Source organism: Desulfomicrobium escambiense DSM 10707 (assembly GCF_000428825.1).
Classification (GTDB): domain Bacteria; phylum Desulfobacterota; class Desulfovibrionia; order Desulfovibrionales; family Desulfomicrobiaceae; genus Desulfomicrobium; species Desulfomicrobium escambiense.
In genome coordinates, this window is sequence record NZ_AUAR01000006.1 from 40,027 (window position 1) to 62,509 (window position 22,483).

The window sequence follows — 22,483 nt, forward strand, 5'->3', positions numbered from 1 at the left end:
TTCATAACGCAAACGGGCGACCCTTGGGCCGCCCGTTTTGTTTTTGCGAGATCTGACGCTTTAGCCTAACCGAGTTTTTTCGCCAGCAGCTGGTTGACCAGCCCCGGGTTGGCCTTGCCCCTGGACTTCTTCATGACCTGGCCGACGAAGAAGCCCGTCAGCTTCCTGTCGCCGCCCCGGTAGCGCTCCACCTCGGCCGGGTTCTCGGCCAGGACCTCGTCCACCAGCCCCTCGATGGCCGACGTGTCGGAGATCTGCACCAGGCCCTTGGCCTTGACGTGGGCTTCGGGGTCGCCGCCCGTCTCGAAGAGTTCCTTGAACACGTTCTTGGCGATGGTGCCGCTGATGACGCCGTCGTCCACCAGCCTGACCAGCGCGGCCAGCTCGGACGGCCGCACCTTGCAGTCCGTCAGGGTCGCGCCGCGGTCGTTCAGCTCGCGCATGACCTCACCCATGACCCAGTTGGAAAGTTTCTTGGGCTCTGAGTACGTCTCCAGGGTGGCCTCGAAATAATCGGCCACTTCCTTTTCAGCGGTCAGCACCAGGGCGTCGTACTCGGGCAGGCCCAGGGTCTCCTGGTAGCGACGGCAGCGGGCCGCGGGCAGTTCGGGCAATTCGGCGCGCCAGGCCTCCATCCGGTCCGGGTCGATGACCAGCGGCAGCAGGTCCGGGTCCGGGAAATAGCGGTAGTCGTGGGCCTCCTCCTTGCCGCGCATGGAGCGGGTCACGCCCTTGGCCGCGTCGAAGAGGCGCGTCTCCTGGACGATGGTCTCACCGTCCTCGACCAGGTCGATCTGGCGGCCCACCTCGTATTCGATGGCGCGCTGGATGTTGCGGAAGGAGTTCATGTTCTTGAGCTCCGCGCGCGTCCCGAACTCCTTCTGCCCGCGCGGCCGGATGGACACGTTGGCGTCGCAGCGAAAGCTCCCCTCTTCCAGGTTGCCGTCACAGATGCCCAGGTAGACGAGGATGGCGCGCAGGCTCTTCAGGTAGGCCACGGCCTCCTCGGCCGAGCGCATGTCCGGCTCGCTGACGATCTCGATCAGCGGCACGCCGGCGCGGTTCAGGTCCACGTAGGAAGCGTTGTCCGCAGGGGAGTGGATGTTCTTGCCCGCGTCGTTCTCCATGTGGATGCGCGTGATGCCGATGCGCTTCACGCCGCTCTCCGTGTGGATGTCGATGTGCCCGTGCTCGGCCACGGGCAGCTCGAACTGGGAGATCTGGTAGCCCATGGGCAGGTCGGGGTAGAAATAGTTCTTGCGCGCGAACAGGGAACGGCGGTTGACCTCACAGTCCACGGCCAGGGCCATCTTCACGGCGTATTCCACGGCGCGGCCGTTGAGCACCGGCAGCATGCCGGGCATGCCCGTGCACACGGGGCAGGTGTTCTCGTTGGGTCCAGCCCCGAACTGGGTCGAGCAGGAGCAGAATATCTTGCTGTTGGTCTTGAGCTGGGCATGAACCTCCAGACCGATGACCACTTCATAGTCGCGCATGGGCACTCCTTCGCTTCAGCCGGCGACGGGCTTGGCGGCGTACAGTTCCGGGTTGAGGGCCGGATCGTTATACATTTTGCACTGGAAATAGACTTTGGGACTCTTCAGGCCGCCTGCGTACTCGTCCACCAATTCAAGGACGGAGCGGGACAGGTCGTCATGCTGGGCACGGAGCACGCCGAGCTTCTCCCGGCAGCGTTCGAGGTGCGACGGGTCCACGTCATCCCGCTCGGTCTGCTCACGCATGTGAAAGATCTTGAGGCTCAGGATGGACAGGCGGTCCAGGGCCGCGCCGAGGGTCTCGGTGTTGTAGCGGCGGCGGTCTTCGGGGATGTCCCGCTGGGCCTCGAAGGCGGACACGGCCCGCACCAGCCAGGCGTCGACCTGTTCCATGAGGTCGTTGCGCTGCTGGTTGAGCCCGTCGATCTCGCGCTTGCAGGCGGTGATAACGCTGTCGTCCACGTCCTTGCGCCGGGCGCGGTCTTCGACGTGCCAGAGCAGGAAATTCTTGAGGTGCTGGCGCAGGACCAGCTCCACCAGGCCGTCGCCGTCCAGCGCCGGGATGTCCGCCGCAGGCTCCTCGAGGTGCCACAGGGCCACATGGTCGAGCTGGGCCGAAATGGCGGCGCGCAGAAGGGCCTTGAGGGCCGTAGGGGTCATGGTCATGGTGCGTCCTGTTTTTTGAGCAGAAGAAAAACGCGGCTTGGGGCCTGCAGGTGGCCGGCCAGAAATTCGGCCCTCTCGCCCGCCCCGCAGAAAAGGTCCAGGCGCGAGCCCTTGATGGCCCCGCCGCGGTCCTGAGCCAGGCCGAGAAAGGCCGCAGACTCCGCCGAGCCGCCCGGCTGCGGCAACCCGGCCTCCACGGCCAGGATGCTGCCCAGAGGCAGAAAGGCAGAATCTGTAGCCACGCTGACCATCGGCGTCAACGCCCGGCCCATGGCCCCCAGGGGCCCGTCATCGGCGATGCGGAAAAAAACGTAGCTCGGGTTGGTGTTCAGCAGGTCCGTGACGTCAGCCGGATGCTCGCGCAGGTACTGCCGGATGCGCTGCATGGACATCTCTTCCTTCGGGACGAGCCCGCGGTCGATCATGACCTTGCCCAGCGAAACATATTCATGCCCGTTCTTCCCGGCATAGAGAACGTGCCGCACGGACCCGTCGGGCAGCCGCAGCCGCCCGGAGCCCTGCACCTGCAGGAAGTAGACGTCGACGATGTCGCGGGTCCAGGCCACGGGCGGTTGCGCGCCGGCCAGCGCCCCGCGCGAGTCGATCTCCTCGCGGGTGAACGGGGGCAGGACCTTGCCCCCCTCCACGCGGCAGGTCAGGGTCTGACCCTTCCAACGCGGGTGGAACGCCCCGAGGTCCACGGTCTGCAGGTCCGCCGGCAGGCCGTAAATGGGGACCGGGAAGCGCGGGTCTGGGACCAGGCTGCCCTCGAACTCGGGCTCGTAGTAGCCCGTCATGAGGGGTTCGGGACGCACCTCGCGCCAGATGAACTCGCGCTCCAGCAGGCCGGGGTCGCCGCCCAGGCGCGGCAGCACTTCCAACATGTGCTCCAGGGAGGCCGCCAGCTCCGCCCACGTGCATTCGGGGCCGCCGGGTCCGAAGGCCTGCGCGCCCAGGGGCTTGGTCCGGACATAGTCCAGGGAGCGCAGCAACGCCTGAGCCATGGGCACGGGGTCGGCCGCGGCGGCATTGGCCACACGCGCGGCCAGCCCGGATCCGGGCCGCGCCTCAACCAGGGACGGGGCCTTGCCCGGCGCCGCGCAGGCGCACAGCAACGTAAGCGCGACGGCTGCCGCCAGAAGCCTCACAGGCCGCGGCCCTTGTCCGGGATGCGCGCGTCGAAATACTTGCCCACGCCGTATTCCATGCGCCGGAAGAAGCGCTTGGGGTCGGGCCCGATGATCTGCATCTCGGGGTGCTTGTCCTGCATGTCGAGAGCGATGTTCATCTCCTTGGTGCAGCCCGTGGAAAAGGTGGCGTCCTTGCCGTGCCACTCGGCCGGGACCGGCTCGCCCATGAGCTCGAAGCTGTTCTCGATGTCGGCCACGGTCTGGAAGCGCCAGACGTCGATGAAGCCGCTGCGCTGGACCCGCTCCCACATGTACATCAGGTCGTCGCCGTCCATGCCTTCCATGAAGTGCTCGGCCGGGTTGATGATCATCAGGTTGGCGTGCTTGGCCCGCAGGTGGGAGACGAAGGTGTTGACCACGCGCAGGGCCACCTTGGTCTGGCCCGGAATGCTGCCGATGATGGCGCTGTAGAACATGACCTGCTTGCCCATGCCGCGGGCGCTGCGCATGCGCGCGATGATGGAATCGGCCTGGGCCACGACCTGCGACTCGGTGATCTTCGTCACCCGGGGCGACTTCTCCTTGAATACGACGCGGTCGCGCCCGTCCTCGTCCCGGAACAGGCACAGGACGTCGCGCGTGAAGAGGTGCGAGTTCTTCACCAGGCGACGGTGGTTGGCAAAACCCTTGGCCACGACGAGGTCGGCCTCCTTCCAGGCGCGGGCGAAGGTCACGCTGGTGCGCCACAGATTGAGGCGCTCGCGGGTCCCGTCGGAGATGACGATGAGGGAGTCCTCGCGCTGGGCGCGCAGGAGGTCGTTCTTGCTCATGCGGCTGTTCTCCACCAGACGCGCCTCACCCAGGGCGCGGGCCAGGGCGCTGTCGTGCTCCACGTCCCAGAACACGGGGCTGTCGAGACAGAACCCCTCTTTCAGGGCCAGAATGACCTTGTGGCCGAGGCGCAGCAGGACGCGGATGAAACGCAGGTCGAAGACGACTTCGCCGCTGCTGGCCGGCAGGAAGAGGATCTTGAGAGGCTTGCGGCCGTCACCGGGGCCCATGACCCTGGTCATGACCTCGGTGAATTCGGGCCACGAGGCGCAGATGTCGTCGAAAAAGGCCGGGCTGTCCGTGAACTCGCCGGGGCTTTCCCAGATCGCCGGGCGCAGCGAAAGCCGGCACAGCCGGGCCAGTTCCAGCAGGTCGAGCTCCCAGCGCAGATTCTGGATGGACGTGCAGCCCAGGGTGGTTTCCGGGCAGGCGTACAGGCAGCGGTTCATGGCCGGCCGGGCCATGAAATCCTCGGCGCGCTTGTTGGCCAGCCTCTTTTCGGCGCGCTGGGGGTCGTGCACGCCGCTCATGGCCATGAAGATGGTCAGGAGCTGCTTCAGGAACCGCGACGGGATGAGAAACGGCGCGTGCAGCACCTGACGGATCTTGTTCCGGGACAGGGAAAAGATCTTGCGCCGCGTGTAGCGGTCCGTGATGTTGATGCGCACCAGGTGGACCAGCATCCTCCACTTTTCGCGGTACTCGGCCCGCAGGGTATCCGAGAGGCGCGTGTGCAGCAGGTTCTCGAACATCTCGTCCGAACAGGGCACGAAGACCTGGTCGTCGTCGAGGTCGACCATGAAGCGCAGCTGCTCGGGCTGGGCGTTCTCGGCCGGGTTGACGCTGGGCTCGATGTTGTTCTCGGTCATGAAATGAAGGAGCCAGGCGTCGAGATAGGGGTCGCGGCCGTAGCGCAGCTCGCGGACCGAAAAGAAGTCGGGCAGCTTGGACATCTAGCTCTCCCTCACGAATCCTTTGGATTTGAGTTTGTGGGCGTAGTGGGAATGCAAGGGGCGGATCAGGTTGAGCGGCTTCTCTGCCCTGGAGGCGATGACGTTGTCGCCGGGCGCAAGCACCACGCCAGTCTGGCCGTCCTGGGTCAGGTAGACGTCGACGTCGGCGTCGCGGACCAGGACGCGCAGGTCCTTCTCGAAAGGCATGACCATGGGGCGGAACGCGTGCAGGAAGGGGCAGATGGGTGTCAGAGCGAAGACGTTGAGCTCCGGATAGATGAGGGGGCCGCCGGCGGATATGGAGTAGCCCGACGAGCCGGTGGGCGTGGACACGATCATGCCGTCGGCCCGGACGGTGCCGAGGTGGTCGTTGCCGTACCACATGTCCAGGCGGATCATGCGCGCCAGGCTCCCGCAGCTGATGACCAGGTCGTTGATGGCGTACCCCTTGTAAAACTCCTGGCCCCGCCGCACGACGTGGAAGCTTATCACCAGGCGCAGGGACATGTCGTACTCCCCACGCAGGATGGCCGTCAGGGAATCGCGCCAGTCCGTCGGCGACATCTCCGACAGGAAGCCGACCGTGCCCAGGTTCAGCCCCAGGATGGGAATGCTCAGGTCCTGGACGGCCCGGGCCACGGCCAGGAGGGTGCCGTCGCCGCCCAGGGTCAGGATCATTTCCGCGCCGGCCCAGGTTTCGGCCGGGGGCGCCGCTTCGCGCGACGTCTCGACGATGCGCGCCGAGCGGCCCTCGTGGAAGAGCCAGTCCCGGATCTGCCCGGCCATGCCGTGGGCCAGTTCGTTTCCGCTGCTGTGGACGATGACGATTTTGGTGATGATTTTGCCCATTTGCGGGACTGTATGCAAAAGGCGACGGGTGTTCAAGGAAAGCCTGTCCAAGCTGAACGGCGTCGTCCCGCCTGAAATCAAAGAGAATTTTTTGTTCCTGATTTTTGTGAATTTTCCTAAAGTTCTCGCGACGACAACCGATAGGGAGAAGTAAGAGGTATAGCCCGTGACAGTGAATCCCTTCCTCGTCAAAAACGTGGTGCGGACCTATGACCAGCACCAAGACACCGGCCGACGCATCGCCAGGTTCAAGAAGTACATGGACCGCGCCGGACAGGGGGATTCCGTTTCCATTTCCAAGGAAGCCAAGCGCCGCCAGCTCGTGGAGAAGGTCGCCCGGGAGATCGTGGACAACCTCATCGGCTCGGACAGCACCAACCCGGTGGTCCGGGACATCAAGCAGCAGCTCATGAGCGAGTTCGGTGGGGACATGGTCTTCAGGTACCCTGCGGACGGGAGCGGGCTTCAGGTACTGAAGAAGACGGAACAAGGCGTCAGCGAATTGACCAACGGCCAGAAGGATGTTTTCATGCGCCGGCTGTGGGAGATCGCCCTGAGCAGGGTCAACGAGACGATGCTCTGATATTTTTCATGCACGGGCGGGAAACCGCCGATGCGGCCGGCGCTGCCGGCGCAGCCGGGACACCCGGAGGGAGTGGAACATGACCATCAACACCATCACCACCAAGGTCAGCGGATACGAATCGCACCGCCTGGAGCAGCTGGAGCAGAAGCACCAGGAAGCCCAGAAGGCGGCCGCAAACCAGGAAGGCGCCAACGACCGCATCTCCATCTCCGAGGAGGGGCGCCTCAAGGCCGCGGCCTTCAAGACGGCGCAGGAAAGCGACGGGGTGCGCGCCGACAAGGTCTCGGACATCAAGGCCAGGATCGAGGCCGGCGAATACAAGCCCGAAGGCAAGGACATCGCGGCCAGCCTTGTGCGGCAGGAACTCGACGTCTGGGGATAGACCCGCGTCGGCAGAGGGAATGAAGAAGCCCGACCGGTCCGCCGGTCGGGCTTTTCTAGTTTCTTATGAGTTGGCCAGGCGCCTGTCCCCTCCGTCCAAGTCCCGCAGCAGCACGCGCGAGGGATAGGGAAGATCCGTCTGCGGGGACTGCAGGCCCAGACGTTCCTGGACGTTGACGCAGATGGGCCCCGTCAGGTTGAGGGTGCAGCCTTCTGGGTCTCCCTTGGGCACCGTGACGCTGACCAGGATGAACAGGTCGCTCACGCTCCGGATGCGGAGGATGCGCTCCTCCACCGAGGCCAGGCGTATCTCGTAGCCGGGCAGGAAGGAGAACGGGTCGGCCAGCATCATGCCCATGCCGGGCATCTCCATGCTCTGCAGGAAGTGGAACGGCGAGCCGGGCTTGAACTCGACCAGTGCGAACTCCCGCAGGGACTCAAAGCCGATGAGGCCCCGCGGAAAACGGATGGTCTTGTCCAGGGACACCGTGATGGACCCGATGCGGGTGTTTATCGTCTGTCTGTGCTTGTCCATAGTGCTGCCGCCATCATCAGGTCGTGGTTGTCGAGTTCAAGGGCCGAGGCGTTCTGGTTTTGCACCTTCTGGTACAACTCCTCACGATACACGGGCATGTGTTCGGGCACGTCGAGGCCGATCTTGATCTGCTGCCCCTTGATGCTCAGGATCGTGATCTTGATGTCGTCGCCCAGATGCACGCTTTCACCTGGCCGACGCGAGAGTATGAGCATAAACCCTTCCTAGAGGTAGTTGACCAGGCTCATCTTCATGATCATGGACGAGGATTTGAGGACTGTCTCATAGGACAGCTGCTGGTTGGCCAATTCCGTCAGGAGCGAGGCCAGGTCGACATCCTCGATGTTGCTCATGCGCTCGGTCTCGTTGAGCCCCAGACCCGAGAGCACCGTGTCGGCGACCTCGAGCCTGTTTTCCCGGGCGCCCACGGAAGCCAGCTGGGTGGTGAAATGTTCCTGGGAGGTCTTGAGGCTGTTGAGCGCTTCGGCGCAGCCTTGCTGGTCGTTGTTCTCCAGGGCCGCCACGAGCTTGCCCACGGCGACGAAGATGTTCTTCTCCCCGGCCGAATCGCCGAAGGCGGGCTGGGAGCCGTGCTCGTAGTAGCCGCCGAAGACCTCGGAGCCGATGTTGTTGAGCTGCACGTACTGGCCCGCCGAAATCTCGACCTCGTGGGCCGCGGTCTGGGGGTGGATGACGAACTGGTCCCCCGCCTCCAGGCCGAACTCGCTGCCTCGCCCCGAAAGCACGAGCTTGCCGCCCGGCACGAGAAGTTCGACCGGCTTGACCGGATCGCCGGGATTTGGGGGCGTACTATTGGATACGGAATGCCCCGATAACCAAGTCCCCCCCCCGTCGGTGCTGTAGGAGTAGTTTATCGTCCCGCCTGTGCCGATAGTAATGGTATTTTCCATGCGCACCATTACGTCGCCATCGAAAAGACCACGCCCTTCGGCGTTGAGCGCAGAGCCCATCTTCACCACGCCCGTGGAACCGGACTTCACCGTGAATTCAGCTCCGACAAGATTCGTTCCTGACAGGCGTACCGCGCCGTAAGGCGTTTCCAGCAGCAAAGGCCTGGAATCCGGCATCGTCGTTGTCCAAGTCTCTGGAGAGCCGTTGACCTGGGCCGAAACGGTAATCGCCAAGTCCGTCCCCGACGCCGCGACGACGACATCAACATCCCGCTCGAACCCACCAAGAGGCTCGGCCACAACGTCGAGGCCGCCTGCTGTATACTTCACCGCAGACTGGGACTCGTGATCCCCCTTGTACACGGCCGTGGGCGCGACGGTCAGCCAGGAACCGGTTGTCCGGTTGGTGTTGGTCTCGGGCGAAAGGTCGAGGACCCTGCCCTTGGGCAGTTGGAGGCTGACGCCGCCCATGTCCAGGACGCCGCCTGTCCCCACCGAGCCCGTAGTCCAGGTCTTTCCGCCGTCGCTGGAGTAGCGGCAGGGAATGGCAGCGTCGCCCACCGTAGCCGTGTCGCCTTCGTTGCCGATGAACTGCACGACGATGCTGCGGCTTGCGGCGCCCGAGGCCAGCCCCAGGCTCTTGCCGTCCTCGTCGTAGACCATGAGCCCTTCCTCGAAGGCGTTCTGCTCGAACTTCTGGCCACCGAAGATGGACTTGCCCTCGTAGCGGGTGTTGCCCAGGTTGACGAGTTGGCTGAAGAGCTGGCGGACCTCGTAGGCCGTGGCTTCGCGGTCCGAGGCCGTCATGGTGCCCGTGGACCCCTGCTCGGCCAGGCCCTTGAGCTTAGTCAGGATGGCGCTGGACTGGAGCATGGACTCGTCGGCCAGGTTCAGCCAGCCCGTGGCCGTGTCGATGTTGGCGCGGTACTGGTTGATGGCCGACAGGGAGCTGCGGTAGTCGAGGACCCTGGCCGTGCCGACGGGATCGTCGGAAGGCTTGTTGATGCGCTTCTGGCTGGAGGCCTGCATGTTCAGTTCCATCAGGCGGGACTGGGTGTTCTGCAGGTTGAAGAGAAAACTGCTGTACTGGTTGCGAAGGGATACGCGCATTGCCGGCCTCCTACTGCTTGAGCCCGAGCAGAACCTGCAGCATGGATTCCGCCGTGGTGATCAGCTTCGCGGCCGCCGTGTAGGCGTGCTGGAACTTGATCAGGTTGGTCATTTCCTCGTCCAGGTTCACGCCTGAAACGGATTCCTGGCGGGACAGAAGGTCCGTGGCCAGGGCCTCGTTGTACTCGTAGTTGAATTTGGCGCTCTGGGTGTCGGAGCCGGCCTTGGCCACGATGGTGGAATAATATTCCCCCAGTGTCTGCTGCGTGGTGCCTTCGGACTGGGTACGCGTCGACACGGAGGCGGACTGCAGCGCGGCGATGGCCTTGGCCGTGGTGTTGTCGCCCTCGTTCATCTCGCCGGCGCCGTTGACATGTCCGGTGTTGATGTAGGCGATGTTGCCGAGGATGGTCGAGTTGATTGCCAAATCGCCCGCGTTTGCGCCCTCGAAAAAGGTGTTGATGCCCAGGGCGGCCAGAAGGCCCGTGGAGTCTGAGCCGAAGGCGAAATCGTAGCCGTCCTTGGCTTTGATTTGCAGGTGCCCATCGATGATGTCGGCCGTAACGGTTCCGGAAGGGAAAGCGGCATTCACTGCATTCACGACATCCTGCAGCGAATTGGTCGTGCTGAAATTCTTAACCTCCAAATTCGTCGCATCAAAATCGAAATCCAACGGGGAAGACTGGACGATCTGTCCGGTCTGTTCATTGTAGACACTGATGACGAGGTTTCCGGCCGCAAGCTTGTCGCCGAACACCAGCCCGGCCGCGCTCCCCAGCGCTGCGCTCGTTGATCCGACACCGAAGCTGCCGATCACATTCTCGAACCGCTCCATCCCCGTGCCCTGGGAATGAAGGCGGTTCACCTCCCAGGACAGACTTTCGGCGAAGGCGTCGAGCTTTTCCAGGTACCCGCCGATGCCCGCGTCGCGGAACTGGAAATACCCGGCCAGGCTGCCCCCCGTGAGCCGGCGATCGTTGTCCAGCCCGTTGCTCTGGACCTGTGGCGTGATGTTCACCTTGGACGAGGAGGTTTCGTACCAGAACAGGGACTTATTGGGGAGCACCTGAAACGTGTCGCCAGCCTGGAGGCTTGTCCCCGTGCCAATGTCGAACTTCAGGACCCCGCGGCCGTCGGGCATGAGAATGCCGTCCTTGCTCGCGGTAAACTCGGAGTTGCCGCTCTCGTCCTTGAGGAGGGTCTTCCCGCCATCGATGTAGACCTCATACTTCACCACGGAGCCAACCTGGGAAACGATCTTCACCGTGTATTCCGTGGCACTCTCGCCATCATAGGCAATCGAACCCTTGAAAGATGAACCCGACTTCAGGTTCGCAATGGTCTGGGGCGCCTCGAAGGCCAGACGGAAGGAGTTGGACCCGTCCACCAGGGTGTGCCCGGCCGTGGTGGTGATGGTCAGGTTGCCCAGGCCGTTGTCGATGACGTTTATGTCCATCTTCTCGGCGAGCTGCCGGACGAGCTGCGTGCGCTCGTCACGCAGGCCGTTGGCGTTGTTCTTGCCCGTCTCCTCGGTAACAGTGATCTGCCGGTTGAGCTCGGCGATGCCGGTCAGAAGCTTGTTGATGGCGGTGACTTCGGCGGAGATGACGTCATCGGCCCCGTCCTGCAGGCGTTGCAGGTCGCCCTGCACGGACTGCACGGCGCTGACCAGGTTTGCGGCGTGGCCCAGCAGGGCCGACCTGGCGCTCGTGTCCTCGGGATTGGACGCCAGGGTCTGCCAATCTGCCCAGAACGCCGCCAGCGCGGAATTGACGCCGTCGGTGCTCGACTCGTTCAGGACCATCTCCACGTTCTTCAGGTTCTCATAGAGGGTCTGCCAACGCGCTTCATCCGAACTCTTGTCCAGGTACTGCGCCTCGATGAACTCGTCGAAATAGCGGACGACCTCCACGGCGTTGACCCCCGTGCCGAGCTGTCCAGGCGACGAGCTGATGTACATGCCGTCTTCCAGACGCACGGCCTGACGGCTGTAGCCGGGGGTGTTGGCGTTTGAAATGTTGTTGCCGACGACCTCGATGGCCGCCTGGTTGGCGAACAGGGATTTCTTCCCTATTTCGAGCATGGAGCCGATGCCGGCCATTTAGAACCTCCCGCGCAGCAAGGTGGCCGTGGCCGTGCGGTCGCGCCATGTTCCCTTGGCGGTGTAGGTGTTGCGCTCCTTCGGGGCGACTTGACTCTGGAAGTGGCTCAGCAGCGAACCGCTCTGCTTCCACAGGGCCATGGCCAGATCGGCGTTGACCGTGGCCTGGCGGGCGCTCTCCTGCTCGTCGGCGATGATTTTGGCGCGCCACGTCTCGAAAACCCGCCGCTCGACTTCGCCGAGTCCATCCAGAAAGGGCCCGAGCTTGGCGAAACCCGCCCGCTGCAGGGCATCGGCAAGTGACTCGCGCTCGCGGACAAGCTGCCGGATAAGCTCCTGAATGGACATCTCCAGCCCCGCCACCGCGTCGGGCTGCCCCGCGCGCAGGAGCGCGTGCTCTTCCCGCAGGAGCTGACAGAGAAGCTCCGTGCCTCTGGCCTGACGAATGAGACTGCCGAGTGTGATCTGTCGCATGGTGAACTTCCTTCGAAAATACGGACTTTGCTTCGGGTAGGGCAGGAAAGACCTGCCCGCCGCTTGGGCCTCTTCCACGACTGTGCAAATTTCCGACCACCGGGGTGTGCGAGCCTTCAGGGACGCGGCTAAGCGGATTTGCGGCCACAGGGCACGACACTGCGCCGCGCCCTTCCCGGCAAGATTTTCCGGCTCTGTCAGTCGCCGTTCTCCAAATCCATGCGCACCACCCGCAGGGCTTCCTCGAGATCCGAGGACGCCCTGGCCACGGGAGGCTCCGCCGGGGCCGGGCCGTTCGCCTTCTCGATGCTCCGGGCCAGCTGCTCGGCCTGGCGCTGGGCGGTCATGGCGGCCAGGGTTCCGGCCGGGACGTCCTGAACGCGGGCCTCGGCCTGGAGCTTCGAAAGGGCCTTGTGGTCCAGGGGCTTCAAGGGCTTGGCGGAGTCCGTGTCGCGGCTGGCGTTGACGAGACGCTGCGAGAGGTTCTCGTACAGGAGATCCGAGAGGCCGATGCCGCCGCTGCGGGACATCTTGACCGAGAGTTCCTGGTCGAACATGGACAGGTAGCTCTCCTCCTCCTTGGAGTGGAGCATGCCGTCCTTGGGCACCGAGGAGCGCATCTGCTTCCAGATCTGCCCGATGAACACGGCCTCGAAATCCTGGCAGGCCTTGCGGAGCTTGGCCTCGTCCTGGCCCTTGTCGCCGGGTTCGAGATGGGAGCGCAGCTCGCGCAGGCGGTTCTGCAGGCTTTGGCCGCCTTCCTGGGCAGGCAGGGCCGTGGGTGTGAGGAATTCGCTCATGTCGTCTCCCGTGTTAGAGGACCTCGAGATCGGCGTGCAGCGATCCGGCCGACTTCATGGTTCTCAGGATGGAAATGAGGTCGCGCGGCGTGGCCCCGATGGCGTTGAGGCCGTCGACAAGTTCCTGGATGGACGCCCCGTCCATGAGGATGAGGCGGCGCTGCTCCTCCCGCACCCCGACCTGCGTGGACGGCGTGACCACGGTGCGGCCCTGGGCGAAGGCTCCGGGCTGGGAAACCTGCGGCTGTTCGGACACGATGACGTTCAGGTTGCCGTGGGATACGGCCACCTTCGACAAGGTGACGTTGGCCCCGAGGACCACGGTGCCGGTCTTCTCGTCGACCACGACCTTGGCCCGACTGTCGGGACGGACCTCCAGGTTTTCCAGGGAAGCCATGAGGGCCACGATGTTGCCCTGGTACTTCGGCGGAACCTGCAGGCGGACCGTGGACGCGTCCTGCGCCGCGGCGTACTGCCCGCCCATGGCGCGGTTCAGGGTGTCCGTGACCTGCTTGGCCGTGGAGAAATCCTCCACGCCGAGCTGGATGGCCACCTCGGCCTGCTCGTTGAACGAAAAGGGCACGCTGCGCTCCACCACCGCTCCACCGGGGATGCGTCCCACGGTGGTGATGTTCTTGGTGGCCGAGGCCGCCTCGCCGCTGGCGGAAAACCCGCCCACGGCCAGGGGACCCTGGCACAGGGCGTAGACGTTGCCGTCGACGCCCTTGAGGGGGGTCAGCAGGAGCACGCCGCCCAACAACGACGCCGCGTCGCCCACGGAAGAGACCGTGGCGTCGAGACGCGACCCGGGCCGGGACGAGGCGGGCATCTTGACCGTGACCATGACCGCGGCCACGTTCTTGGGCTTGAGGGCTGAACGGTCGACCTTCACGCCCATGCCCTCCAGCATGTTGGCCATGGACTGCACCGTGAACCGGGACCCGCTCTTGTCGCCGGTGCCGGGCAGGCCGACCACCAGGCCGTAGCCGACCAGATCGTTGGAGCGCACGCCCCCAAAGGTGGCGATGTCCTTGAGACGGGCGCCGTAGGCGGGACCGCAGAAGGCCGCCAGAACCACGATGATGACGAACCGGACCAGGCCGGCGCGAAGGCTAGAAGGGCCACACATTGTCGAGTATCCTCGCGAGCCACCCTGGGCGTTGCTTTTCGGCCAGGATGCCCTCGCCGTAGAGTTCGATGCGGGCTTCGGCCATGCTGGTGGATTTGATGGTGTTGTCGGCGTCGATGTCGCGGTCCCGGACCACGCCCTGGACCACGACGATCTGCGTCTCGCCGTTGACTCTCGTCTCCCTCGCGCCGACGACCTCCATGAGACCGCCGCCCAGAACGCGGGAAACCCGCGCCGCCACGGTGGTGCTGATGGTGCTTTCGCGCTTGGTCTCGCCGTCGCCTTCGAATTTGCTGGAGGAGTCGGCCTTGACCAGGGAATCCGCGCCGACCGTCGCACCGGGGATGAGCGGCAGCTTGTCCTTCCCGAGATATGCGCTGACGCCCAGGTCCACGTTGTTGGCCCTGTCGGCCGTGGTCGTGGCCTTGTTTTTGGCCAGGGTCGTCTCCACGACCTTGATGAGTACCACGTCGCCGACCCTGCGGGCGCGGGCGTCGGCGAAGAGCGACGTCGCGCCGTCGGGGTCGTAGAGGGAGCCCGGGTTGGTCGCCGGGTCCGCCCGTTCCTGTGGCGGAGGCGTGACGATGGCCGCGGGCATGGGCGGCCGGCTCGTGGCCCGGCATCCGGCCAGGGCCAGAACGGCTATGAAAAGGTACGTCAGTCTGTGCATGTTTCCTCCCGGACTACGGCACCAGGGCCGTTTCCGCGTCGACGATCCGTGCGGCCACCACCCGGCGGCTCTGCATGTTCCGGACCTTTATGGTGCTGCCGATGCCCCCGTCCTCGAGGCTCTCCACCGGCACGGTCAGCTTCAGGGATTCCCCCTCGTAGACCAGGGTCAGAACCTGGCCCTTGGCCACGACCGGGATGGGTTCCACGGCCTCGGCCGAAATGACCTGCCCCTCGCCTACGGGCGCGGTCATGCGCAGGGGCAGCCCTCGCCCGTCCCAGGGCGGACGGGCCATGTAGGCCAGATTCTTGCGCGCGAACCCGACCAGCCCGGCCTCCAGCACGTCGCCCCGGTTCAGGACCCGGGACGCGCAGGGGACGGTCTTCCAGACATCGGCGAAGACCGTGCCCGTAAAGCTCTCAACCACGCGCCCGCCCTCGTCCACGGCTTCGAGCCGCAGGCTGATGCGTCCCGGCGCCGGCGTCGCAACGGGCACGACGCGGATCTGCACGGGCGTCGTGTCCTTGAGGAAGAGGTAGTCGGCGATGCGGTGCTCGCGGATTTCGACGTCACCCTCATAGCCGGCCAGCGCCGTCGTCAAAATTTTGTCGATACCGGAAATGAGGCTGCGGCCGCTGACGACCTGCCCCCCGCGCTGGACCTGCACCTGGTCCGGAACCTCGATGGGCGGCAGCCCCGGCCCCAGGCGCTGCTCGATGAGCTCGCGCAGCCTGGGCCCGTTCAGGTTGGCCCGTGCACCGGGAAACCGCGGCGCGGCCAGCAGCGGGGCATCCCCGACCCCGGCCAGCACGGCCTCGGCCCGCAGGCCCTCGGCCTTGGCCAGGTCGCGCAGGGCGATGGCCTCCCCGTCCACGCACACGGCTTCCGCCACGACCAGCCTGTCCTGGGACAAGGCCAGGCCGGGAATGAACAGGAGCGTGAGCAGGATGACGAAAAGACGCATTCCCTACCTCTTCAGCTGATTGGCGATCTGCAGCAGGGAGTCGGCCGTGGAAATGGACTTGGAGTTGGCCTCGTAGGCGCGCTGCCCGACGATCATGTTGACCATCTCCTCGACGATCTCCACGTTGGACATCTCCAGAAACCCCTGGGCCAGGGTGCCGGCGTTGTTCTCGCCGGGCACGCTCTCCACCGCCTCGCCCGAACCGTCGGTCTGGACGTAGAGATTGCGGCCCACGGCCTTGAGGCCAGCGGGGTTGATGAAGGTGTAGACGGGGATGTCCGTGGCCGCGATCTCCGCGCCCGCCTTGTCCACGCAGGTCAGATGTCCGTCCTCGGTGATGACGATGTTCTGGGTTTCGGGCGGCACGACGAACTCGGGCTGCAGGGGGTGCCCGTTGTCGGTCACGATGCGGCCGTCGCTGTCGAGCTTGAAGGCGCCGTTTCTGGTGTAGTGCTCTTCACCGTTGCGATCGACACGGAAGAACCCTTCGCCCTCGATGACCAGATCGAGCTGGTTGCCCGTGTTCTGGAAATCGCCCTGGGTGAAGATCTTGTGCACGGACACCGGACGCACGCCCATGCCCACCTGCATGCCCACAGGCAGCTGGTTGCCGTCCTGGGTGGTCGCCCCGGCGATCTTCATGTTCTGGTACATGAGATCCTCGAACTCGGCCCTGTTCTTCTTGAAGCCCGTGGTATTGACGTTGGCCAAGTTGTTGGAGGTGACGTCCAGGCTGAGCTGCTGGGCGATCATGCCCGAAGCGCTGGTCCATAAGGCTCGAATCATACTCTTCTCCTTGCGGCGCGGTGCGCCGCGGCCGGACTCCCGAACGGGGCGCCGCGGCCTGCATCCGTAATTATTATCTCGGCGCGCCCACTTCGGCGATGGCCTTCTTGTCCTGCTCGAAGGTTCCGCTGATCATCTTCTGATAGGCCTCGAAGGCCCGCAGGGCCTCGATCATGTTGACCATCTCCGAGACCACCTCGACGTTGGCGCTCTCCAGGAACCCTTGCTCCACCGTGGCGTCCTCGGCCGGGACGGGCTGGACGCCCGCGTCGGGCCTGACGCGCAGCATGGAGTTGCCGACCTTTTCCAGCGCGCGGGGATCCTCGACCCGGACCAGGGAGATGACGTCCACCGCTTCACCGTTCACGGACAGCTGGCCGCTCGAATCGACGAGCACCGTGCCGTCCTCGGGAATCTGCAGCGGACCGCCCTCGCCCAGGAGCTGATTGCCGTGGCCGTCCACGATGTAGCCTTCGCTTGAGCGGTGGTAGACGCCCTGGCGGGTTAAAAATTCCCCTTCCGGCGTCTGGACTCGGAAAAAGCCGTCACCGGCGATGGCCAGATCCAGAGGGTTGCCCGTGCTGCGCATGGTTCCCTGGGACAAGTCTATGACCTGCTCGGCGATCCTGGGCTGGGCCAGGACGTTGCCCTGAGGCCACGGCACCCGGTCGCGCAGGCTGGTGTTGGGGTCCAACAGGTCGTGGGCGTAACGGCGGAACGTGTCCCGGAACGAGAGTTTGTCCGCCTTGAAGCCCGTGGTGTTCACGTTCGCCAAATTATTGGCGATGGTATCAAGCCTGTGCTGCTGGGTCAGGGCCCCGAACACGGCGCTGTAGCTGCTTTCTTGCATGGGAATCCTCCTCGGCACGAGGCTTCTTGCACATACCAGGCCAGTGAGCCAAAGCCCGGATGCCGCGGGGAAACGACGCGGGAAAAAAACACTTGACGGCCATCCCCCCAGTCATGCAAGGGAAACGGTTGCAGAGCGGGTGTAGCTCAATGGCAGAGTACAAGCTTCCCAAGCTTGGAGTTGCGAGTTCGACCCTCGTCACCCGCTCCACTCCTGTATGTGGTCATACTGATATTCGGTAGCTGATGGGGGTGGGCCTTTTCGTGGTCCACCTTTTTTTTTCCGGCAGGCAATTATGGACATGAACGAAATTCACGCAAGGCTTCTGGAACTGGTCACGCCCCTCTGTCTGGCGCGGGATCTCGAGATTTGGGGCATCGACCTGCTCTTCGGGGCCGGCGGACGCCACAAGATCGTGCGCGTCTACCTCGACTCCGCCCAGGGCGTGGGCATCGAAGAGTGCGCCGACATCAGCCGCCACCTGAGCCTGGCCCTGGACGTCGAGGACATCATCCCCGGGGCGTTCACCCTGGAGGTCTCCTCGCCCGGCCTGGAACGCCCGTTCTTCTCGCTGGAGCAGATGACCGCCTACATCGGCCAGACGGTGCGTCTGCGCCTGGACAAGCCCCTTGAGGGCAGAAAAAATTTCAAGGGCAGCCTGCTTGCCATAAGTCCCCCCCTGTTCACCCTGTCCGACGGCGCGAACACCTTCGAACTGAACTGGGAGGACGTGGGCAAGATCAATCTCGTCTACGAACACCACGACCAGGGCAAGCCCGGAAAACGATAATATTTCGGAACGCGGCGGTTGTTTCCGCCCTCAGAACGGAGGACGTTCATGAATTTGGAACTCAAGAAAGCCATCGATCAGATCAGCAAGGACAAGGGCATCGACCGGGAGATGCTGATCGACACCCTGGAAGAAGCCATTCGGGCCTCCGTGACCAAGAAGTATGGCGACAAGATGGATATCGAGGTCACCTTCAACGAGGAGACCGGCGAGATCGAAGTCTACCAGTTCAAGATCGTGGTCGAGGAGGTCGAGGATCCCGACACCGAGATCATCATGGCCGACGCCATCAAGCACGACCCCAACGTCGAGCTTGACGACGCCATCGGATTCCGCCTGCAGGTCGAGGACCTGGGCCGCATCGCCGCCCAGAGCGCCAAGCAGGTCATCATCCAGCGCATGCGCGACGCCGAGCAGGAAATCATTTACGAGGAATACAAGAACCGCAAGGGCGAGATCGTCAGCGGCATCATCCAGCGCCGCGACCGTTCGGGCTGGATCATCAACCTCGGCCGCACCGAGGCCCTGCTGCCCAAGGACAAGCAGATCCCGCGCGAGCGCTTCCGCCAGGGAGACCGTGTCGAGGGTCTGATCATCGACGTGCGCAAGGAAGGCCGCGGGCCGCAGATCATCATCACCCGCTCCGACTCCGAATACATGGTCGCCCTCTTCCGCCGCGAGGTGCCCGAAGTGGCCGACGGAACGGTCAACATCATGGGCGTGGCCCGCGACCCGGGCCTGCGCGCCAAGGTCACGGTCCTGTCCCAGGACTCCAACGTGGACCCGGTCGGCGCCTGCGTCGGCATCCGCGGCTCGCGCATCCACAACATCGTGCAGGAACTGCGCGGCGAGCGCATCGACATCGTGCTCTGGAGCCCGGACATCGCCACCTACGCGGCCAATGCCCTGTCCCCGGCGCGCATCTCCAAGATCGCCATCGACGACGAGGAGAAGTCCCTGGAGGTCGTGGTGCCCGAAGACCAGCTGACCCCGGCCATCGGCAAGAAGGGCCAGAACGTCAAGCTGGCCGCAAAGCTGCTGGGCTGGAAGATCGACATCTTCACCAACACCCGCTTCAACAAGGTGCACAAGAACCGGCAGCTCCTGGAGCAGTTGGCCAGCGCGGCCCAGGTCTCCGTGGCCGACTTCATCGAGGCGGGCTTCGACTCCCTCGAAGCCATCGCCGCCTGCACCAACGAGCAGCTCTTTGACATCCAGGGTATCGACGAGGAAAACATCGGCAACCTGCGCGCGGCCCTGAACCTGCTCATCAGCCAGAACAAGGAAGAGGAGCCGGAAACGGTCGCGCAAGAGCCGGCGGAAGACGCCGGCGGCGAGCAGGCAGAGGCCGGGGAAGAGGAATAGGATGGAACCTGTGGACGCGCCGGCCCGAAGCGGCCATCGGCCGATGCGCATGTGCGTCGTCTGCAGGCAGCGATTTTACAAGGACGAACTGCTGAGATTTGTCTGCCCTGTTCACGGAGAGCTCACTCTGACCGCTGACAGCACCGGAAAACTGCCGGGACGGGGATTTTATCTTTGCCGCGATGCGGCGTGCCGGAACAGATTCGAGCGATTCAAGGGCTGGCAGAAGAAATGCAAGGGGGTTGGGAATGTCCATTAGATTGCGCGTGAGGGATCTGGCCACGGAGCTTGATATCTCCAGCAAGGATTTGATGACGATATTGCGGGAGCTCAGGATTCCGGCCAAGAGCCACATGAGCAGCCTGACCGATGAAGAGGCCGATCAGGTGCGCAGCCACCACCGAAACAGGTCCGCCGAGCCGCAGGTCGTCGAGACGCGCGCCACCTCGGGAGTCATCGTACGCAAGCGCCACAGGGCCGCGGCTGTCGAAGCCCCCTCCGCGGCCGAAGCCACGGCCGGCGAAACGCAAACCGAGGCCGAAGCCGGCGAGGCCGCTCCCGAAGCAGCCACTGAAAAGCCGAGAACTCGCAAGTCCGCTCGCGCCGTGGTCATCACGCCGGCCCGCATCATCACCCCGGAACCGGTCGCGCCGACAGCCGCGGAAGAGGCTGCCCCCGAAGCGCCCGAGACCGTAGCGGTCGCCGAGGCACCCGAAGCACCGGCAGAGCCCGTGGCCGCCGAAGCCCCTGCGCAGCCCGTCGCCGTCGAAGAGACGGCAGCCGAGGAAGACGCAGGGGACGGGGGCGACGAAACGGCCGAAGCCACGACGGATACAGCCGCCGAAGGCGATGACGAGGCCAAAAAGGGCCGCAAGAAAGGCAAAAAGCCCAAGCCGGCTCCGCCGACCGTCGCGGTCAAGGTCATTTCCCGCCCGACCATCGTCGAATTTCCCGACACCCGCCCCGAAGGCCAGCCGCCCGTCAGACCCATGGGTCCGGCCGCGCGCCCCATGGGCCCTGCCGCACAGCGCCCCATGGGCCCCGCCGGCCAGCGTCCGGGCGGCCCCGGCCAGCGTCCCGCCGGTCCCGCGGGCCCGCGCCCGGGCGGTCCCCGTCCCATGGGCCCTGGTGACACCGGCGCCCCCCGCCCCGCGCCCGAAGGCGAAGCCGCGCGCAATGCCCGCGGCAAGAAGAAGGGCCGTCGCACCGTGGAGGCCGAGGATCTGTACCGCAAGGAGGAGTTCAACCTGAGCAAGGGCAAAAAGGCCCAGCGCGCAGAGGCCCGCAGGGCCGGCGGAGCCCGCGCTCAGCAGCAGATCACCCAGCCGCTGAAGGCGTCCAAGCGCAAGATCCGCGTCGAGGACACCATCCGCCTGACGGACTTGGCCCATCAGATGGGCATCAAGGCCCAGGACCTGATCAAGAAGCTCTTCTCCATGGGCGTCATGGCGACCATCAACCAGTCGCTGGATTTCGATACCGCGCTGCTGCTGGCGGCCGAGTTCAAGTACGAGGTGGAGAAGGTCGGCTTCTCCGAAGACGAATTCCTGCTGCCCAAGGAGGCCGACAAGGCCGAGGACCTGAAGCCGCGTCCGCCCGTGGTGACCATCATGGGCCACGTCGACCACGGCAAGACCTCGCTCCTTGACGCCATCCGTTCCACGAGCGTGGCATCGGGCGAGGCCGGCGGCATCACCCAGCACATCGGCGCGTACCACGTCAACACGCCGCGCGGCGAAGTGGTATTCCTCGACACGCCCGGCCACGAGGCATTCACCACCATGCGCGCCCGCGGCGCCAAGGTCACGGACATCGTCGTCCTGGTCGTGGCCGCCGACGACGGCGTCATGGAGCAGACCCGCGAGGCCGTGAGCCACTCCAAGGCAGCAGGCGTGCCCATCGTCGTGGCCGTGAACAAGATGGACAAGGAAGGGGCCGACCCCGACCGCGTCAAGCGCGAGTTGTCCGACCTGGGCCTCATGCCCGAGGACTGGGGCGGCGAGACCATCTACGCCCACGTCTCGGCCAAGAAGCGCCAGGGCCTGGACGAACTGCTGGAACTGATCCTCCTGCAGGCCGAAGTGCTCGACCTCAAGGCCAACCCGGACAAGCCCGGCCGCGGCCACGTGGTCGAGGCGAAGCTTGACAAGGGACGCGGCCCCGTGGGCACGGTCCTCATCCAGGAAGGCCAGATCAACCAGGGCGACGCCTTCGTCTGCGGCCTGATCAGCGGCAAGGTCCGCGCCATGTTCGACGACCAGGGCAACCAGATCAAGTCCGCCGGACCGGCCATCCCGACCGAGATCCAGGGCTTCGAGGCCATCCCCGAAGCCGGCGACGAGTTCGTCATCGTCAAGGACGAGAAGGTCGCCCGCAAGATCGCCGAGGACCGCCGCGTCAAGCACCGCGACCGCGAACTGGCCAAGGAATCCAAGGTCACTCTGGAAAGCTTCCTGGCCTCCAAGGCCGGTGAAGAGGCCCAGAACCTGAACCTGCTGTTGAAGGCCGACGTGCAGGGCTCCCTGGAGGCCATCTCCGAGGCGCTGCGCAAGCTGTCCACGGACGAGGTCAAGATCGCCATCGTTCATGGCGGCGCCGGTGCCATCACCGAATCCGACATCCTGCTGGCCTCGGCCTCCAACGCCATCATCATCGGCTTCAACATCCGGCCCACGGCCAAGATCAAGGAAGTGGCCGAGCAGGAGAAGGTCGACATCCGCTTCTACGACATCATCTACAAGCTGGTGGATGACATCAAGGCGGCCATGTCCGGCATGCTCTCGCCCGACATCAAGGAAGTGTACCTCGGCCAGGCCGACGTGCAGCAGGTCTTCAGCGTGCCCAAGGTCGGCAACATCGCCGGCTGCATGGTCAGCGACGGCAAGCTCAAGCGCAACGCCGGCATCCGCCTGCTGCGCAGCGGCGTGGTCATCTACACCGGCAAGCTGTCTTCCCTGAAACGATTCAAGGACGACGCCAAGGAAGTGACCAAGGGCTACGACTGCGGTGCGGCCCTGGAGAACTTCAACGACATCAAGGTCGGCGACATCATCGAGGCCTTCGAACTGGTCGAGGAAGCCCGGACCATCTAGGCGAGGACGTAAAA

General features: G+C 64.7%; 22 protein-coding genes and 1 tRNA gene. 7 read left to right on the forward strand and 16 right to left on the reverse strand.

Annotated elements, in window-relative coordinates:
* Window positions 1-65 precede the first annotated feature (65 nt).
* From gatB to G394_RS0106850, 5 genes are read right to left on the reverse strand one after another with little or no spacing between them, the layout of a single operon-like run.
* Window positions 66-1,496: an Asp-tRNA(Asn)/Glu-tRNA(Gln) amidotransferase subunit GatB gene (gene gatB / locus G394_RS0106830; protein ID WP_028577022.1), complete on the reverse strand. Its 1,431-nt coding sequence runs from the start codon at window positions 1,494-1,496 to the stop codon at window positions 66-68.
* 15 nt (window positions 1,497-1,511) lie between these two features.
* Window positions 1,512-2,156 carry a DUF4254 domain-containing protein gene (locus tag G394_RS0106835; protein WP_028577023.1) on the reverse strand — a complete coding sequence of 215 codons (645 nt, stop codon included), beginning with the start codon at window positions 2,154-2,156 and terminating at the stop codon, window positions 1,512-1,514.
* A 2-nt stretch (window positions 2,157-2,158) separates the two neighbouring features.
* Window positions 2,159-3,310 carry a murein transglycosylase A gene (mltA, locus tag G394_RS18295; protein ID WP_043774990.1) on the reverse strand — a complete coding sequence of 384 codons (1,152 nt, stop codon included), beginning with the start codon at window positions 3,308-3,310 and terminating at the stop codon, window positions 2,159-2,161.
* Entirely contained in the window at window positions 3,307-5,076 is a 1,770-nt protein-coding gene (locus G394_RS0106845; RefSeq protein ID WP_028577024.1) for an ARMT1-like domain-containing protein, read from the reverse strand. Before G394_RS0106845 ends, mltA begins: the two co-directional genes overlap by 4 nt.
* Window positions 5,077-5,925, reverse strand: coding sequence for an NAD(+)/NADH kinase (locus G394_RS0106850; protein WP_028577025.1), 849 nt, complete (start codon window positions 5,923-5,925; stop codon window positions 5,077-5,079).
* A 166-nt stretch (window positions 5,926-6,091) separates the two neighbouring features.
* On the opposite strand from G394_RS0106850, the gene G394_RS0106860 reads away from it, so the two are divergent.
* On the forward strand, window positions 6,092-6,508 hold the full coding sequence (locus tag G394_RS0106860) for a DVU0524 family FlgM-associated protein (protein WP_028577026.1): 417 nt from the start codon (window positions 6,092-6,094) through the stop codon (window positions 6,506-6,508).
* Window positions 6,509-6,587: 79 nt separating this feature from the next.
* On the forward strand, window positions 6,588-6,893 hold the full coding sequence (gene flgM / locus G394_RS0106865; RefSeq protein ID WP_051307013.1) for a flagellar biosynthesis anti-sigma factor FlgM: 306 nt from the start codon (window positions 6,588-6,590) through the stop codon (window positions 6,891-6,893).
* A gap of 63 nt (window positions 6,894-6,956) precedes the next feature.
* On the opposite strand, the gene fliW is transcribed toward flgM, so the two are convergent.
* The 11 genes from fliW to flgF form a co-directional block, all read right to left on the reverse strand.
* Complete coding sequence (gene fliW, locus G394_RS0106870; RefSeq protein ID WP_028577028.1) at window positions 6,957-7,427, reverse strand: flagellar assembly protein FliW; 471 nt, start codon at window positions 7,425-7,427, stop codon at window positions 6,957-6,959.
* Complete coding sequence (csrA, locus tag G394_RS0106875) at window positions 7,403-7,642, reverse strand: carbon storage regulator CsrA (protein WP_028577029.1); 240 nt, start codon at window positions 7,640-7,642, stop codon at window positions 7,403-7,405. The genes fliW and csrA overlap by 25 nt, the downstream gene beginning before the upstream one ends.
* Window positions 7,643-7,651: 9 nt before the next feature.
* On the reverse strand, window positions 7,652-9,448 hold the full coding sequence (gene flgL / locus G394_RS0106880; RefSeq protein WP_028577030.1) for a flagellar hook-associated protein FlgL: 1,797 nt from the start codon (window positions 9,446-9,448) through the stop codon (window positions 7,652-7,654).
* Window positions 9,449-9,458: 10 nt separating this feature from the next.
* A complete protein-coding gene (flgK, locus tag G394_RS0106885; RefSeq protein ID WP_028577031.1) occupies window positions 9,459-11,549 on the reverse strand; it encodes a flagellar hook-associated protein FlgK in 2,091 nt (696 codons plus the stop codon).
* Window positions 11,550-12,023 carry a flagellar export chaperone FlgN gene (gene flgN, locus G394_RS0106890; protein WP_028577032.1) on the reverse strand — a complete coding sequence of 158 codons (474 nt, stop codon included), beginning with the start codon at window positions 12,021-12,023 and terminating at the stop codon, window positions 11,550-11,552.
* A 197-nt stretch (window positions 12,024-12,220) separates the two neighbouring features.
* Complete coding sequence (locus tag G394_RS20095; protein WP_051307014.1) at window positions 12,221-12,823, reverse strand: rod-binding protein; 603 nt, start codon at window positions 12,821-12,823, stop codon at window positions 12,221-12,223.
* Window positions 12,824-12,836: 13 nt separating this feature from the next.
* Window positions 12,837-13,952, reverse strand: a complete 1,116-nt coding sequence (locus G394_RS0106900) for a flagellar basal body P-ring protein FlgI (protein ID WP_028577033.1) — start codon at window positions 13,950-13,952, stop codon at window positions 12,837-12,839.
* The gene (locus tag G394_RS0106905) at window positions 13,936-14,622 is read right to left on the reverse strand and encodes a flagellar basal body L-ring protein FlgH (RefSeq protein WP_028577034.1); all 687 of its coding nucleotides are present in this window, start codon (window positions 14,620-14,622) and stop codon (window positions 13,936-13,938) included. Before G394_RS0106905 ends, G394_RS0106900 begins: the two co-directional genes overlap by 17 nt.
* Before the next feature lie 13 nt (window positions 14,623-14,635).
* Entirely contained in the window at window positions 14,636-15,586 is a 951-nt protein-coding gene (gene flgA / locus G394_RS0106910) for a flagellar basal body P-ring formation chaperone FlgA (RefSeq protein ID WP_028577035.1), read from the reverse strand.
* 3 nt (window positions 15,587-15,589) lie between these two features.
* Window positions 15,590-16,372: a flagellar basal-body rod protein FlgG gene (gene flgG / locus G394_RS0106915; RefSeq protein WP_028577036.1), complete on the reverse strand. Its 783-nt coding sequence runs from the start codon at window positions 16,370-16,372 to the stop codon at window positions 15,590-15,592.
* Window positions 16,373-16,445: 73 nt separating this feature from the next.
* A complete protein-coding gene (flgF, locus tag G394_RS0106920; RefSeq protein WP_028577037.1) occupies window positions 16,446-17,222 on the reverse strand; it encodes a flagellar basal-body rod protein FlgF in 777 nt (258 codons plus the stop codon).
* A 135-nt stretch (window positions 17,223-17,357) separates the two neighbouring features.
* On the opposite strand from flgF, the gene G394_RS0106925 reads away from it, so the two are divergent.
* The 5 genes from G394_RS0106925 to infB all read left to right on the forward strand — a co-directional run bounded on the left by G394_RS0106925 (window position 17,358) and on the right by infB (window position 22,469).
* Window positions 17,358-17,432, forward strand: a tRNA-Gly gene (locus tag G394_RS0106925).
* Window positions 17,433-17,523: 91 nt separating this feature from the next.
* On the forward strand, window positions 17,524-18,012 hold the full coding sequence (locus G394_RS18305) for a ribosome maturation factor RimP (RefSeq protein WP_169725541.1): 489 nt from the start codon (window positions 17,524-17,526) through the stop codon (window positions 18,010-18,012).
* Window positions 18,013-18,060: 48 nt separating this feature from the next.
* Window positions 18,061-19,377 carry a transcription termination factor NusA gene (gene nusA, locus G394_RS18310; protein ID WP_043774993.1) on the forward strand — a complete coding sequence of 439 codons (1,317 nt, stop codon included), beginning with the start codon at window positions 18,061-18,063 and terminating at the stop codon, window positions 19,375-19,377.
* 49 nt (window positions 19,378-19,426) lie between these two features.
* A complete protein-coding gene (locus G394_RS20715) occupies window positions 19,427-19,636 on the forward strand; it encodes a YlxR family protein (RefSeq protein WP_084435429.1) in 210 nt (69 codons plus the stop codon).
* The gene (gene infB, locus G394_RS0106940) at window positions 19,626-22,469 is read left to right on the forward strand and encodes a translation initiation factor IF-2 (RefSeq protein ID WP_028577038.1); all 2,844 of its coding nucleotides are present in this window, start codon (window positions 19,626-19,628) and stop codon (window positions 22,467-22,469) included. The genes G394_RS20715 and infB overlap by 11 nt, the downstream gene beginning before the upstream one ends.
* The last annotated feature ends 14 nt before the right edge of the window (window positions 22,470-22,483 follow it).